General features: G+C 47.9%; 14 protein-coding genes. All 14 read right to left on the bottom strand.

Translation table 11 applies throughout. The annotated features are described in order from the left end of the window. Positions 1-79 precede the first annotated feature (79 nt). The 14 genes from G548_RS0106375 to G548_RS0106310 all read right to left on the bottom strand — a co-directional run bounded on the left by G548_RS0106375 (position 80) and on the right by G548_RS0106310 (position 16200). Positions 80-2167, bottom strand: coding sequence for a bifunctional rhamnulose-1-phosphate aldolase/short-chain dehydrogenase (locus G548_RS0106375; protein ID WP_022793321.1), 2088 nt, complete (start codon positions 2165-2167; stop codon positions 80-82). Positions 2168-2351: 184 nt separating this feature from the next. Beyond that, the gene (locus G548_RS0106370) at positions 2352-3659 is read right to left on the bottom strand and encodes a TRAP transporter large permease (RefSeq protein ID WP_022793320.1); all 1308 of its coding nucleotides are present in this window, start codon (positions 3657-3659) and stop codon (positions 2352-2354) included. Next, positions 3650-4156, bottom strand: coding sequence for a TRAP transporter small permease (locus G548_RS0106365; RefSeq protein WP_022793319.1), 507 nt, complete (start codon positions 4154-4156; stop codon positions 3650-3652). The genes G548_RS0106370 and G548_RS0106365 overlap by 10 nt, the downstream gene beginning before the upstream one ends. 24 nt (positions 4157-4180) lie before the next feature. Next, positions 4181-5224, bottom strand: coding sequence for a TRAP transporter substrate-binding protein (locus G548_RS0106360; RefSeq protein WP_022793318.1), 1044 nt, complete (start codon positions 5222-5224; stop codon positions 4181-4183). Between the two features lie 188 nt (positions 5225-5412). Further along, positions 5413-6444: an aldose epimerase family protein gene (locus G548_RS17475; protein WP_022793317.1), complete on the bottom strand. Its 1032-nt coding sequence runs from the start codon at positions 6442-6444 to the stop codon at positions 5413-5415. 28 nt (positions 6445-6472) lie between these two features. After that, a complete protein-coding gene (locus G548_RS17470; protein ID WP_022793316.1) occupies positions 6473-7663 on the bottom strand; it encodes a Gfo/Idh/MocA family protein in 1191 nt (396 codons plus the stop codon). 16 nt (positions 7664-7679) lie between these two features. Beyond that, complete coding sequence (locus tag G548_RS0106345) at positions 7680-8759, bottom strand: Gfo/Idh/MocA family protein (protein ID WP_022793315.1); 1080 nt, start codon at positions 8757-8759, stop codon at positions 7680-7682. Positions 8760-8830: 71 nt separating this feature from the next. Then, positions 8831-9649, bottom strand: coding sequence for a sugar phosphate isomerase/epimerase family protein (locus G548_RS0106340; RefSeq protein ID WP_022793314.1), 819 nt, complete (start codon positions 9647-9649; stop codon positions 8831-8833). Further along, complete coding sequence (locus G548_RS0106335; protein WP_022793313.1) at positions 9649-10833, bottom strand: dihydrodipicolinate synthase family protein; 1185 nt, start codon at positions 10831-10833, stop codon at positions 9649-9651. The genes G548_RS0106340 and G548_RS0106335 overlap by 1 nt, the downstream gene beginning before the upstream one ends. Before the next feature lie 13 nt (positions 10834-10846). Continuing rightward, positions 10847-11998 carry a Gfo/Idh/MocA family protein gene (locus G548_RS0106330; protein ID WP_022793312.1) on the bottom strand — a complete coding sequence of 384 codons (1152 nt, stop codon included), beginning with the start codon at positions 11996-11998 and terminating at the stop codon, positions 10847-10849. 109 nt (positions 11999-12107) lie between these two features. Continuing rightward, positions 12108-12929, bottom strand: coding sequence for a helix-turn-helix domain-containing protein (locus G548_RS0106325; RefSeq protein ID WP_022793311.1), 822 nt, complete (start codon positions 12927-12929; stop codon positions 12108-12110). A 361-nt stretch (positions 12930-13290) separates the two neighbouring features. Continuing rightward, a complete protein-coding gene (locus tag G548_RS0106320) occupies positions 13291-14559 on the bottom strand; it encodes a TRAP transporter large permease (RefSeq protein WP_022793310.1) in 1269 nt (422 codons plus the stop codon). Further along, positions 14556-15029 carry a TRAP transporter small permease gene (locus G548_RS17465; protein ID WP_051143844.1) on the bottom strand — a complete coding sequence of 158 codons (474 nt, stop codon included), beginning with the start codon at positions 15027-15029 and terminating at the stop codon, positions 14556-14558. Before G548_RS17465 ends, G548_RS0106320 begins: the two co-directional genes overlap by 4 nt. 109 nt (positions 15030-15138) lie before the next feature. Further along, the gene (locus G548_RS0106310; RefSeq protein WP_022793309.1) at positions 15139-16200 is read right to left on the bottom strand and encodes a TRAP transporter substrate-binding protein; all 1062 of its coding nucleotides are present in this window, start codon (positions 16198-16200) and stop codon (positions 15139-15141) included. Between the last annotated feature and the right edge of the window lie 23 nt (positions 16201-16223).

Below are 16223 nucleotides of genomic sequence, written 5' to 3'. Positions count from 1 at the left end.
GTGCCATTCCGCTGTCTCTCTTCTTTTTACAAGAGGGGCAGGCCCGCCGGGGGGGCCTGCGGGTCGCTCCTTGTTTCCTTTAGCGTGTAAAGGCCGCTGGTACACCGCCGTCTACGGTCAGCATGCACCCAGTCGTTTTTTCTGATTTCGTTGAAGCAAAGAAAGCAATCGCTTCTGCAATATCCTCCGGATAAATATTAACGAGAAGCGTTGTGCGCTTACGGTAGTGCTCATCCAGCTCGTCGGGATCAATACCGTAGGCCGCCGCCCGTTCTTCCTTCCACGAAGAGGACCAGATTTTGGATCCCTGCAGCACGGCGTCCGGCAGGACAGAGTTCACGCGGATACCGTACTCCCCGCCTTCGGCTGCGATGCAGCGGGCAAGATGGGCTTCAAGCGCTTTTGCCGAGCTGTAGGCTGCCGCATTTTTTCCGGCGTATACTGAGTTTTTAGATCCGACAAACACCATGTTTCCACCAGTCCCCTGGGCCTTCATCTGAGTGAACGCTTCACGGGCCACCAGGAAGTAGCCGGTGCCGAGCACATCCATATTCAGCTGCCACTGCTTCAGCGTCGTTTCATCAAGCGGGCTTGAAGAAGCCAGGCCGGCGTTATTCACGATGATATCCACGCCTCCGTACTGCAGAGCCGCTTCTTTAAAGGAAGCCGCGACAGCTTCTTCAGAGGTGACATCCATTGCTACAGCATAGGCTCTATCTTCTCCGTACGCCTGAGTGTATTCCTCCGCTTTTTCCTTAGCTCCGTCAGCGTTCAAATCGGCAATCACCACATGAGCACCGTCTCCAAGCAATTCGCGGCAGGCTGCCGAACCGATTCCGCCGGCTCCTCCAGTAATAAATGCCACCTGTCTTGAGAACTCTGCTTCCGGCGGAGCAAGTGAAAGCTTATAAAGCTCGAGCGGCCAGTACTCCACGTTATAGGATTCATTTTCCGACAGGGAAACGAACGATCCAAGAGCCGTGCTTCCTTTCATGACAGCAATCGCCCGGTGGTAAAGCGCTCCGCTTACGTTGGCCATTCGTTTGTCCTTGCCGGTATTGACCATGCCCACGCCTGGAATCAAAATCACCCGGGGCGCCGGCTCAAACATTGTGTCGCCTTCATTTTTATTTCTTTCAAAGTACTTGGTGTATTCCTGCTTGTATGTCTCTACTCCTGTTTTTATTTTTTCAATCAGGACGTCTTTTCCTTCCGATGGTTTCCAATCAACAAACAGAGGTGTTCGTTTCGTGTGCACGAGATGGTCCGGGCAGGCAGCCCCCACCTGGGAAAGCTCAGGTGCGTCTTTACTGTTCACAAACTCGAGCACCGCTTCATCGTCCGAGTAAGAAAGGATCATTTTTTTATGGTCACTTACTGCTCCGCGAATAACCGGCATGACTCCGGCAAGCAGTTCTTTTCGTTCTTCCTCCGGCAACGCCTTCGTATGTTCGCCTCCAAACACAGTCTGTTGACTTTCCTGCGTTTTTACAATGTAGTCTTCTGCTTCCTGAATTACTTCGATCGTCTGGTCGTAACTTTCTTTCGAGGTTTCTCCCCATGTAACCAGACCGTGCTTTTCCATCAGCACCATTTCTGCATTCGGATTGTTCTGTACGCCTTCGGCGATCATTTTGGACAGTGTGAATCCCGGGCGTACGTATGGCACCCAGACAAAACGGTCCCCGAATATTTCCCGGGCAATATCCTTGCCGTTGTCTGCGCAGCAAATACTGATGATGGCATCCGGGTGCGTATGATCTACGTGTTTAAAAGGCAGAAAAGCATGGAGAAGCGTTTCAATGGATGAACGCGGATGGCCTGGATCAATCATGCAGTGACGCAGGTAGGCGACCATCTCCTCATCCGGCATTTCTTCGCGCTCCATTAACGGGCGGATATCTTCCATGCTCAAAGCGGTAAAGTGTTTTTCTTCCATCGTTGCAAGGTCCGAACCGCTCCCCTTTACCCACATTACTTCAATATCCCGGCCCCGGAAATCTTTTTCCGTGGTTTTTAATGACGCATTTCCGCCGCCCCAGTTGCATACCGAACGATCCTGTCCCAATAGGTTGGAACGATAGCGAAGCTGTTCTACGCCGGTTTTAAACCTGGATGCTTCGTTCTCGTTCCAGAGGTTTTTCACCTTTTTAACGTTTGTAATCATTTTTCACCCTCCATTAATCTTCTTTAAGCGTTTTCATACATTCATCCTATCATAAATAACGGCAAAAACAAACATAAAACAAAATAAAACAAATGAAATTCACTATATATTTATTGGTATCAATTTTAAGGCTTATTTTATTACTAAAGCAGCCCTGCTTTACGCAGAACTGCTTTGCACGCTGTCATTCCACCAGGCCGAACAGCCTTGGCAGGAACAAGCTGATTTCTGGAATGAATGCCACTAAGACCAGTGCTGCGACAAGCGGCACATAAAACATCATCAGCTTTGGTATAATTTTTTCAATTGGTACTTTACTGACACTGCTGCCGATAAACAGCACAGTTCCAATCGGAGGCGTCGTAACCCCGATTGCAAGTGCCATTGCCATAATCATCCCAAAGTGTACCGGGTGAATGCCCATCTCTGTGGCCACCGGGAACATGATAGGTGTGAAAATCAGCAGGGCCGGCGCTACATCCATAAACGTACCAACGACTAACAAAATCAAAAGCATAATAAGTAATAAAATGATGGTGTTGTTAGTGACGGAAAGCATGGCGTTAGTGAGCGACTGCGGAATCTCCGCGTACGCAAGCACCCAGCTCATGGCCGTCGACGCACCGATCAAAAGTAGGATAATGCCCGAATAGGAAACAGTCTCCTTCAAAATCTTTGGAAAATCAGAGAGTGAAAGACTGCGGTAAACTAAGCAAAGCAGAAGCGCGTAGAATACTGCTACTGCTGCGCCTTCTGTAGCTGTAAATATTCCACCGGCAATACCGCCGATCACGATTACAATCAAAAACAAACTCGGCACGGCCTGCCAGATAATTTTTACCGCTTCGCCGCCTCCTGTTTTATCAGCGACGGGGTACTTCGCCCGCTTGGCAAGAATATATGCAACAATTATTAACAATCCGACCATCAGGAGTCCCGGCAGGTATCCGGCGATAAACAAAGCGCCAATGGATGTTCCACCAGTTAACAGCGAATAGATAATCGGCATACCGCTTGGCGGAATGATGAGCCCGGTCGGCGCCGAAGCAATATTAACTGCCGCAGAATAGGAAGAAGAATAGCCTTCTTTTTCCTGCTGGGGGTGCATGATTCTTCCCATCGAAGCCGCAGCGGCAATTGCCGAGCCCGAAATGGCCCCAAACAGAGTGTTACCGATAATATTTGTATGAGCAAGCGAGCCGGCCATCCGCCCGCCGATCAGCTTTGCCAGGTTAATCAGCCGTAGAGCAATACCTCCGTTGTTCATAATGCTTCCCGCAAGCATAAAGAATACAAGAGCGAGAAGCACGGTGCTGTCCACCCCGGTAATTAGCTGCTGAGACACCGCAAGAAGCGATGCATCCACCGATAAAATCAGCAGCGCAGCGGCAAATGTTGCGGCTGCAATGCTTACCGCGATTGGCACACCAATAAATAAGAATAAGAAAAACAATCCAAATAGTATAATGCCGGTCCAAACAGCTACATCCATTTATGATCCCCCTTTTCTTCAATACGGGGCGCTTCCACTTCCCGGCGGTTCATCATGTTGTAAATTTGATAGAAAATAACGATGACCCCGCTTACCGGAAGTATGCCGTAAATCAATCCCATTGGAATTCTCAAAATAGGTGAAAGCTCCGCCATCGTCGCGCTTGCGATCGTATAGCCGCCAATCACCAGAACAAACAGCGCAAAACCAATCACAATCAGGTCAATCAGCCACCGGAGCCCCAGATGGGCTTTTCCGGTAATTTTGTCTCTTAAAAAGGAAATGGCTAAATGCTCGTCCTGGCCAAAAGCGTACGCTCCGCCTAAAAAGGCAATCCAGATTAATGAAAAACGCAGTACTTCTTCTGTAATAATACTCGGATCCCCAAGCACAAATCTCGTGAATACCTGCCATATCGCTGCTACAGTCAGAAATATAACCAGGGCGCTCGTAATAACTAAAAGCACCATGTCGATACTCTTTTTTACTGCCTGCATGCTCCTCACCCCTTACCTGTCCACTTATTCTTCTTCCATTGCCTCAATTTCGCTGATCACATTATCAACATCCGGACTTTCCGACCGTCGTTCCTCAATGAGAGGCTCTACCTTTTCCCGGAACGGTTCCTGATCAGGATAAGAGAATTCAACGCCCATTTCCTCTTCTGCCTGCTGCATGCTTTCTTCAATCATCTCATCCCAGCGCTCGTTATGCGTTTCCGTCGTTTCCTCCCCGGCTTCCTGGATGGCCGTCCGTTCTTCCTCACTTAATTCCTGCCACGTATTATCACTCATAATGAGAAAGTCCGGTATACGTGTGTGCTCATCGAATGAAAACTGCTTTGCCACTTCCCCGTGGTTGGCGTCCGTTAAAGCAATCGGACTGCTTTCCGCTCCGTCAATGACCCCCTGCTGCAGAGAGGTGTAAACTTCAGTTGCCGCAAGCGGCGTCGGTGAGGCTCCAAGCATTTCCATTGTTTCGATCGAAGTGACGTTGGTCATTGTCCGGATTTTCAGCCCCTGAAGGTCCTCCGGGCTTTCTACTTTTGTATCCCGTGTATAAAAGCTCCGGGCCCCTGCATCGTAGTAAGTAATACCGCGGAGCTGGGCTTCTGATAAATCGTTGTACATATTGTCAATTGTATCCGTTTCCATAAATGAGCGGAATTGTTCGTTGCTTGAAAATATATACGGAAGGCTGAAGACAGAGAACTGCTCATCAAAGCTTTCCACGACCCCGCCGTTCACCTTGGCAAAATCAATAACCCCGTTCTGCACCAGTTCCATTACTTTCGTTTCTCCGCCAAGTACCCCCTCTGCGTAAATATCCACCTCTACGCTTCCGTCAGTTTTTTCTTCCACTTTATCGGCAAAATCTTCAAGGCTTTGATATACAGGACTTGCATCGTTGTGAATATGTGCAAGTGTTAATGTCTGTGTTTCTTCTGCATTCGCTTCTGTTGATTCTGATGAAGTGCTTCCGCTCCCGCCGCAGCCGGCAAGTGTCAGCAGTGCCGAAGAAGTTACTGCTATTGTTCCAGCCCGGGCCCATTTCCACTTTTTCATATAAGAAACCCCTTTCTATTTTTTCAGCAAGGAAACATCTGATCTCTACTGCTTTGTTATCATTTTAAGCGCTTTCAAATCGTAAGTCTTATTAATTTAAGAAATTCACTCTCAATTTCAGAATAAACCAAAGGGACTATACTAAAATTCATTAAAAAACAACTCCTTAGGAGTTGTTTTTGTTTTTGCTATCGTGTGTTCAATCGAAAGGTCGTAGAACTTTGGAAATGTTTTTCTGCCTTAAGATATGCAGTCGGCTTTCCTAAATGAGCAAAATCCACCGGCAGCTGCTGGGTTTCGATGCAGATGCCGCGGTACTTTTCTCCGGGACCCGCTTCAAAATCCTGTTCAGGCATACCGTTTGATGTATACACTACAGCTCCCGGGGCGCTTGTGATAATATCAAGTCTCCGTCCTGAAGACTCATCCCATACACTTGCCTGTGGTTCTTTCCCTTCTTCGAGGATAAAGAAATGGTCGATGCCGCCAGCTACGTCACGCACCTGCTCATGAGAGCTGTTAATATGTTCGCCTAGCGGTTTGTCTCCGTTTAATTCAAAGGGCGTTCCCGCTGTTGGAAGAAGCTTTCCTGTAGGAATCAGCTCTCTATCAAGCTCCAGAACCTCCGAGGCATGAATCTCAGCGTACTGTTCTGTGACCGGACGCTTGTTATTTCCGCTCAGATTTATGTACATATGCTGGGTCGGGCTGAACCACGTATCAGTATCTGACTCTCCTTCATACTCGACGGTAAAATCGCCGCCAGCGTCCACAATGTATGTGACAGAAGCCTTCACGTTTCCAGGGTAGCCGTCAGTGCCGTCCGCTCTGGAGATCGAAAAACGTACCCATGCCTGCTGCTCGTTTTCACCGGGCTCTGCTTCCCAGTAGACATTGCCAAAACCGCCGTCTCCTCCGTGCAAATGATGCCTGCCTTCATTTGTAGTTAAGGGATACTCTGCATCGGCTGCTTTCATACGTCCTTCGGGAATACGACCAGCCACCGGGCCGACGACTGCACCGAGAAAGATGTTGTCCCGCTCGTACTGCTCCGCCCCTGCGTAGCTGAGCAGAATATTTTCTTCAACTCCATTACGGCCCTTCGCCCATATCCGCTGGACTCTTGCCCCCAGGTTTAACAGTTCCACCCTGGGGCTTTTTCCTTTTTGAATTATCCATTTTCGCATTTTCTGGTGCTTTAGCTCTTCTTCCTGAAGCATGCTTTTGTCCCCCTTGTATAACGCATATTCAATACGGATAGCGGGCGTCGTTAATGCTCAGCATTTTCTTTTCCCGTGCCCAGGCTGCTGTAGTTTCCACCGGAAGCTTTCTCTCTGCGTAACAGGTTTCAAGCACCTCGGCAAGTCCCGGTACATACGTCAAACCGAGGGAGGCGTCCACTTGTTTCTCCTCCTCTGCAAACGCATAGCTGTCCGGAAACGCCTTATGCACGCTTTCAATGGTCAGCAGATGAGAGTAAGACGCTTCCAGGCCGCAGCGGATATCCTGGGAATGCCCGAGCACCGCATCGATACATACATCCAGTTTATGCATATGTTCACTCTCAGGATCATTATAGCTTTTTTCTGCCCCGCTGTGCCACAACGCTTTCACCGGGCTCCCCCATTCGTAGGAAATTACCGCATCTTCAAACTCCATATAAAAGGAAGGATTCACTTCTTTTTCAACCGCATGTGAAGCAAAAAATGTCAGATCCACATCTTTATCAGTTACCGCCCGGAGTGCACATGTATCAAATGTCTCAATCGGGTTGGCACGGTACACTTCCATCTCCAGAGTATTTATTTTTGCGCTTTCGTTTTTTGTATCCCCGAGCACGTAAAACAAATTATGCATAAAGTGGGCGGTAGCGTTATTTGCCACGCTGTCAAAAATCGGAGCGCCGCCTGCCCCAAGCTTTTTGCCGGCCCAACTGGAGCGGCCGTAATACGCTTCATTTCGAGGCCAGAGCACCAGGGCACTGCCGTGGAGCGGCTTTCCAAACTTACCTGCCTGAATGTCTTCCTTGAACTCGAACATGGCGTTACTAAACGACCAGTTAAAGCCTACCGCTAAAAATTTTCCGGTTTCATCGCGCACCCGGCGCATTTCTTCTGCTTCCTCCCACGAGGCCGAAGCTGGTTTTTCGCAGAGTACGTGGCTCCCAGCCTTCATCGCTGCAATTGCCTGAGCGGCATGAAGGTGAATAGGTGTCGCAATTACTGCTAATTCTGCTTCCTTTTCGGCGTAAAAATCCTCCAGTGATTCGTATACCGGAATGTCTGCCGCCTGAATTTCCTGATAAAAAGAGCTGTTTTCCGGAAAAATGTCGACCACGCCCACCAGCCAGGAAAGGCGGTTTTGTTCTATTAATGTCTGCAAATATAATTCCCCGTATCCTGCTGCGCCCGCCAGGACGATCCGGCATGCCTGTTCCATTTCTTTTAACCTCCTGCTACCGTTTAATCTTTATTGCCTGTTTTTGTGCTTTCAGGCTTAGTTCTGCCGCTTTAAACGCATGCTCCTGCGGCATGGCTGTCACTGTGCCGTGCACCACGTCTTTTGCCAGCCGGAAAAAATAAGGGAATCCTACTTTCCCTTCTACATCATATTTTCTTTCGCCGCCCTGATTAACCAGATACAGCCGCTCGCCGTGCGAGCTGTCTGTAAGGTCCACGTATTTTCTGAGTTCTATATACCCTTCTGTACCCAGGATTATTGTTCGGCCGTCCCCCCAGTTACTTAATCCATCCGGCGTAAACCAGTCCACACGAAAGTAGTGCACCGCTCCATTGTCTCCCCGGAAGTGGGCATCACCGTAATCCTCAAATTCCGGATGCTCCGGGTGCGCCATATTTGCCGCTGTACTGCTGAGCACCTCGGCGTCCCGGGCGCCGCTGAACCAGAGAAACTGTTCAATCTGGTGGCTCCCAATGTCGCATACAATACCTCCGGTGGGCTCTTTTTGAAAAAACCATTCCGGACGCGACGCTATATTCAACCGGTGCGGACCAGTACCAAGCACCTGAATGACTTCTCCAATCGCTCCCTCGTTGATCAGCTGCTCGGCAAAGCCTGCGCATTCCACCTGCAGCCGTTCACTGTAAAAAACGGCCCAGTTCAGCCCGGTGGCTTTTGTTTTCTCTTCCGCCTGCTGCAGCTGTTCGAGAGTGGTAAACGGTGCCTTAGCGGAAAAGTAGTGCTTGCCGTGGTCCATCACTCTGAGGCCAAGCGGGCCTCTTTCCGCTGGAACAGCAGCGCTTGCCACCAGCTGTACCCCTTTGTCCTGCAGAACCTGCGAAAGTGATTCTGCCTCTTTGGCTTCCGGAAAGCTCTGCTGAAACGCTCGTACTTTTTCCGGATCGTTGTCCCAGACCCATTTGACTGTCGCTCCGGCGCTTTTCATTCCGTGGCACATGCCGTAAATATGGCCATGCTCAAGGCCTGCGGCTGCCATTGTGAGTGTCCCTTCTTCTACGGCAGACTCTTCGTGGTGCACAGGTTCAAAATTTGTATGTTCGGACGGCTTCGGCATTAAAACATCTCTCCTTTTGCTTTGTAACATACGACAATAGCGGCAAGCCTTCCGGCCCCGCTATTATCTGTTTAAACGTGTATATGATAAGCGTCTTTCATCTGCTTTAAGGTCTGCTCCCCAGGCTGGTCCCAGATGGCCTGATTGATAATCTCCACTTCAATCGGACCATTGTAGCCCTGCTTCTCGACCGCACTGCGGATACGCGGGATATCAATCACGCCTTCTCCCATCATACTGCGGCCTTTAAATATGTCCGGCAGCGGCACACTCCAGTCTGATACATGAAAGCCCACAATGGTTTCACCGGCGCGTTCAATTTCTCTGTACAAAAATGGATCCCACCAGACGTGGAACACATCCACGACGACGCCAAGATGGCTGCTGCCCACCTGCTGCTGCAGCTGATTAGCTTCTCCGAGAGTGGTAATCACCGAACGGTCTGCTGCATACATGGGATGGAGCGGTTCAATACCAAGCTTTACTCCATGCTGCTCTGCAAATGGGAGCACTGCTTCAATGCCTTCGCGTACCCATTCCCTGCTTCGAATAAGATCCTTATCAGGTGACGGGCCACATACGAGCACAAGTACGTCCGTGCCGAGCTCTGCAGCTTCTTCCACCGCCCGTTTGTTATCATCGATGCGCCGGAGGCGTTCTTCTTTATCGGCGGCCGGAAACATTCCGCCCCGGCACACACTCGAGACCTTCAGCCCATTAGCGTCGATGATTTTTTTACTTTCCCTTAAGCCGATTTCTTCTATTTTGTGCCGCCATACAGAGATCCAGGGGATGTCCTGCGCTGAGCACCCTTCGGCAGCCTCCTTCAGAGACCAGTTTTCGGTGGTGATCTGATTCAGGCTCAGAAGATTCATATCAGGAGAAGCCATTATTTATAAACCTCCTTTGCCTGCAGGCCGGCGAGTTCAAGCATTGGCTTCATGCGCGCTGCAGCAAGCTCCGGATCCCGGAAGACTCTGGCTTCATCGGCCAGCCGGAATAATTCACTGAAATGCAGCACGGACCGGGCGCTTTCTGCCCCGGCAATCATACGGAAATGCGGCTGATGGCCGTTCAAATAAGCTAAAAACACCACACCGGTTTTATACGCAAACGTCGGCTGCTGAAAAATGTGACGGGCAAGCGGAACTGTCGGATCCATAATCTCATGGTACTTCTGCATATTGCCCGCATCCAGTTCTTTTAAGCCAGCGGCAGCTGCCGGGGCAATCGCATCGAAAATACCCAGAAGCGCATGGCTGTAGCCCTCCTCGTCTCCTTCAATCAGGCTGGGATAATTAAAATCATCACCAGTATACATTCTAACGTTTTCCGGAAGCCTCCGCCGCATCTCAATTTCTTTCTGCTCATCCAGAAGCGAAATTTTGATGCCTTCAATTTTACCGGCATGTGTGTGAAGTACTCGCAGGCACACCTCCATCGCCTCATCGACGTCGTCTGAGCCCCAGTAGCCGGCAAGATTCGGATCAAACATATCTCCGAGCCAGTGCAGTATTACCGGTTCCTTCACCTGGTTCAGAATTTTACCGTACACGTATTCGTAATCCTCCGCAGATGAGGCCGCTTTGGCAAGGGCCCGGCTTGCCATCATAATGATTTTACTTCCGGCCTGCTCCACGAAGGAGCACTGCTCTTCGTACGCCTGCACAACGTCGTCAATGGTCACGTCCGGACCGGGCACCAGATGATCAGTTCCGGCGCCGCTGGCAATGTTGCCGCCCACGCTTTTGGCTTCCTTTACCGAACGGGTAATTAGTTCTTTCGCATCCTCCCAGACCAGCCCCATACCTCTCTGGGCGGTGTCCATCGCCTCTGCCACCGATAGGCCGAGAGACCACAGGTAATGGCGGTACTCCATCGTTTTGTCCCAGTCAATAGCCGGACTGCGGACCGGATCACTGCTGCCAAATGGGTCCGCTGTCACATGAACGGCAGAATAAGCTACCCTCGAGGTGAACTCGCTTTTCGAAGGAGCCGGCAGAGATTCTGTCTGCGTCAATTCATACCGGTAGGTGCTTCCGTCTGCCTTCGGTAAATAAATATAGTTTGTCATCAGCTGCCCCTCCTTATATATTCAGTTCCGGCACGTCGAGCCAGCGGCGTTCTTGGGATGACTGCAGCCCAAGATCAGCCAGCTGCATGCCTTTTGCCCCTTCGAGCAGATCCCACGGAAAAGCTTCATCCTGATGTACGTGCTTTAAAAACATTTCCCACTGGATTTTGAATGCATTTTCAAACAGCTGATTGTCCGGCACTTCTTCCCATTGGCTCTGAAAGTCAATCGTGTTTTCAAGGTCCGGGTTCCATACAGGCTTTGGCGTATTCACCCGGTGCTGGGTCTTGCAGTTTCTAAGTCCGGCTACAGCACTGCCTTCGGTCCCGTCCACCTGGATCGTCAGCAGGTCATCGCGGTCCACCCGTACCGCCCAGGAGGAGTTAATCTGCGCCGTAATACCCCCTGCAAGCTCCATCGTTGCGTAGGCAGCGTCATCCGCCGTTGCTTTATACGTATTGCCTTCTTCATCCACACGCTCTGGAATATGCGTTTTCACCGAAGCAGACACCGATTGTACCGAGCCGAATAATTCATCAAGCACATAACGCCAGTGCGGGAACATATCCACCACGATACCGCCGTCTTCTTCTTTTTTGTAGTTCCAGGACGGGCGCTGGGACTCCTGCCACCCGCCTTCAAATACCCAATAGCCGAACTCCATTCGAACCGAGAGTATTTCCCCGAAAAATCCAGAATCGATCAGCCTTTTCAGCTTTAACACACCAGGCAGAAAAAGCTTGTCCTGCACGACCCCGTTTTTAACCCCAGCCTCTTTAGCCAGACGGGCTAATTCAAGCGCTCCTTCCATAGAAGTGGCTGTCGGCTTTTCGCAATAGATGTGCTTGCCGGCTTCTATTGCCCGTTTAATACCTTCAGCACGTCTTGATGTCGTCTGGGAATCAAAATAAATAACATTATGTTCGTCTGCGAGAGCTTCATCCAGGCTGGTCGTCCAACGTGCAATATCATGCTCTTCGGCAAGCGCTTTCAATTTTTCTTCGTTTCTGCCTACTAAAACAGGATCCGGCATAATGTATTCGCCCTTGTCGATCTCGACGCCTCCCTGTGCACGGATAGCTGCAATAGACCGGATCAGGTGCTGCCTCGTGCCCATTCTTCCAGTTACCCCATTCATAATAATTCCAATAGTATGTTCTGCCATATTTATCCTGCTCCTCTCTAAACTGATTACTACCAAGTCTAAAGAGAAATGTATGCGCTGTCTTATTAGTTACAGTCGTTTATTCTCATATTCGGAAGTGATTTAGTGTTCATCCTAAATTCTTATCCCGGTGCTTCTGTGTCGTCCGATACATATTTGGCGGCACCCCAAAGTTTTTTTTAAACAAACGGTAAAACGTGGACAGTGATTCGAACCCTACCTCAAAGCAAATGGAGACGATATCTTTATCGCTTTCTACCAGCAGCTGTTTGACGAGCCCAAGACGAACCTCAGTCAAATACTGCATTGGCGTACGCTCGTAGTATTCTTTGAAAATTGTCTGCATGTACCGCTTACTCATACCCATACGTACAGCAATATCCTCTGCACTTTCAATATCGTAATAACGAGTCTCGATATACTGACGGAGACGATCAACCCGTAATTTGTTTGTGTCTCCCGGCCCGATTTCCTGGTTTGAGCGGGCAAGCGTGCAAAGGAGTTCAGCAATATGAATCTTAAGAGCCATTTGCCAAAGCTGATCACCGTGTGACTGCTCGTAAAGCATTTTTCTCAAAATCTGTCGAAGTTCACTGCTGTCAAAAGCACTGAAAAACTGCACACGGGCCTTGCCGAAAACGTTTGGGATCAGCTGTGTTTGCACGTCCTGACTCAGTTTCCCGGCATCGAATTCGAGTACCAACACTGTCATATGTGAATCCGCCCGAATCGAGTGCCTGGTCTGTGGAGGCACAATAAGAAAAGAATCTGCTGTAATATCATATACATGTTCGTCGAGCTCGCAGGCTCCGTCACCATCAAGTACGTATAACAGCTGATACGTTTCATGGGCGTGGGTAGCGACCGTGTCTTTTTCTTTATGCTTACTTTCGTATAACGAAATTACCACATCTTTGTTTCCGTTTTGCACACTTATCCCCGTCCTATAAAGTAATTAAGGAATAACATTTTCACCTACTCACTTTTATCATATCATAATGCTTCAAACCATGACTTATTCAGCTTTCTTTAGTTCGAACTTTGAATTTAACTATTTAATTTGCCTCTTCTATAATGGTAATTGGGCTGTGGATTTATCAAAATAGAAGAAGGTTAACTATAATAGAGGTTTCTAAATCCCGATTATGATTTGTTATAAAGAACTCACAAGAGCTTATATCTGAAATTTGCGAAAACCATACGTATAATTTCGAATATTAAAATACACCCTGGCTGCTAGATTAAATCTAACAACCAGAGTGTAGAAATTATTTTTCCTTAAATTTTTATATTCAATCATACAAAAATGAAGGTAAATATGTTGACATTCCCGGCGTAAAGGTAATTACAAGTAACGCTATTATCATTACTAATATAAAAGGCAGCGTCCCATTTATAACAGTGGTAAGCGGCGTCTTCCCTACCCCGGCTGCCACGAATAAATTTAAGCCAAACGGCGGCGTAAGCATGCCGATCGCTAGATTAACGATCATTATAATGCCAAAGTGGACGGGGTCCACACCCAGCTCCATCACAATCGGAAGAAAGAGCGGAGCCATTATAAGTACAGCTGCACTGGGATCCATAAACATGCCTATGATTAACAGTACAGCAATAATAATTAACATAAGCATAATGGGGTTTGAAGCAAAGTTAAGTGCCTGGCTTGCGATTTGGTTAGGAATTTGCTCTATTGTCAGATACCAGCTGAAAACTTGAGCGCTTGCGATTACCAACATTACCATTGAAGCAGTAATAACCGAACGTTTTGTAACTTGAAACAATACGCGAATATTAAGTTCCCGGTAAACAAAAAACCCTATGGCCATACTGTATACAATTGCCACTGCAGCCGCTTCGGTAGGCGTGAAAACTCCAAAGTATATGCCTCCCAATACGATGATAGGCATAATAAGTCCCCAGAAAGCATCTATCGAAGCTTTTGCCACTTCTTTGAATGGGGCACGCTCATCTGGCACATGGCCCTGGTATTTGGCAATAATAAAGCTGACAACAATTAATACAAGTCCAATAAAAATCCCCGGTATAACTCCGGCAATAAATAATTCACTGATCGATACCTCAGCTATTACACCATACACAAGAAGCGTAATGCTTGGCGGTATGATAATTCCAAGCGAACCTGCTGCACAAATTAACCCTACTGCAAATTTTGTAGAATAGTTTGCTTCTTTTAGAGAAGGAATCATAATTCCTCCGACTGCAGCCACTGTAGCTGGGCTGGAGCCAGAAAGAGCAGCAAAAAACATCGAAGAAATTACACCAGCAATCGGCAGCCCTCCAGTGGTCCAGCCCACAATTTTTCTAGCCATATTAATAAGGCGTTTTGAGGTGCCTCCTGATAACATCAGGTCACCGGCAAAGATAAAGAAAGGAATAGCCATTAATGTAAATGAGTCCAGGCCAGCGAACATATTCCTGGCTACATTATCAAGGGAATTACCAGAATCAAGAATGGCGTAAATGCTTGTTAATCCTAATGCTGCAGCAATTGGTGTACTAAGGAGCAAGAGAAATACAAAGATAATTACACCGATCATTTCGCATCCTCCTGCCTCTGTTCGACATTTGTCCATCCTTTATGCAAACGATTGCCGTCTGCCCATATGTTCTGAGAAAACCTAATAATCATTAAAGAAGCCCCGACCGGGATCGCTAAGTAAGGAATGTACATTGGAATCTGAAGGGCTGGAGTAAGGTTCGAGAATTGTATTACATTTTGTATAGTTTGCACACCCGAAATTAAAATTAATATACAGAAAAAGATAGCCGTCAGTGAAGCCGTGATCTCTAAAATCTTTTTTGCCCGGAATGGCACATAGGAAGTTAATACATCTACTTTGGCATGTGCTCTCTCACGCACAGCCATACTGCTTCCCACAAAAATAAACCAAATAATTAAATATCTCGCCATTTCCTCTGACCACATGATTGAATAATTAAACACATAGCGCATCACCACCTGAATAAAAATAAGAGCAGTTGCTGTTAAAAGTGAAAAAAAAGCCAAAGTATTCTTCTAAATGATTGAGAACTTTGTTAAGTTTATTCATGGATCGCCCACCCTCGCATTTGACTTTAGTATGATTAAAAAGGAGAGGCTGGGCTCCCCTCCCCTTCTATTGGCCTTCCACCGCATCTAATATCTCTTCGCCGCCTTCTACTGTTTCCGCGTATTCATCATAAACGCCTTCACTTGCGTCAATGAATTCTTCTTTCTCTTCATCTGTTAATTCTGAAATTTCAATGTCAGCTTCTTCTAATGTTTGGCTGTATTCTTCCTCTAACTTTTGTGACTGTTCCCACTGCCATTCGGTAGTTTCTTGGGCAACTTCCTCTACTGTTGTCTGTAAATCGTCAGGAAGTTCCTGGAAATATTGTTCGCTGATTAAGAGCGGATAGCTCATATAACCATGTGAACTATAAGTCATGTAGTCCTGCACTTCATAAAATTTTTGTGAAACAATATTTGATAACGGATTTTCCTGCCCATCCACTGTGCCCTGTTGCAGTGCTGGATATAATTCAGAAAAGTCTACCGAAGTACCGCCGGCTCCCCAGGCTTCAAACTGCGATTCCAGGAGAGGACTCTGAGAGACCCTCATAGACAGCCCATCCATATCTTCCAAACTTTCAATCGGCCGCCTTGAGTTCGTAAAATGTTTGAACCCACCGTCCCAGTAGCCAAGAGCCCTTAAATCTGCTTCCTGCAGAGACTCGTTTAGTTTGTCTGCTAATTCTCCGTTCACTTGCGCTTTTGCATCTTCCCTATCTGAAAATAAGTATGGTAAATCAAAGACTTGAAATTCTGGTGCGAAGGAAGGTAAAACACCTGTGAATGGGGCATTCATCTGTAAAGTGCCAGACTGCATCTGTTCGATTATTTCCCGATCGCTGCCTAGTTGAGAATCGGGGTGTATTTCTACCGCCATTCTTCCATCAGTCTCTTCTTCAAGCAATTCGCCAAAATGCTCAGCTGCTTTCCCTTTCGCTGTAGATGGACTAACCACATGTGCAAATTCAATTACATATTCTGCGTCTTCACTGGAAGAGTCTCCGTTTCCATTTCCTCCACTTCCACTATCACTGTCGCCACCACTGCTTTCTTCACTGCTTAATCCGCATCCTCCTGCCACTAACACCGTGCCTAACGCAATTGAACTCATCCACCATTTCTTCATTTTATGCCCCCCTGTTTATATTC

The organism is Marinococcus halotolerans DSM 16375 (assembly GCF_000420725.1).
In the GTDB taxonomy this organism is placed as follows: Bacteria; Bacillota; Bacilli; order Bacillales; family Marinococcaceae; genus Marinococcus; species Marinococcus halotolerans.
This window is presented reverse-complemented; position numbering and strand designations above follow the sequence as displayed.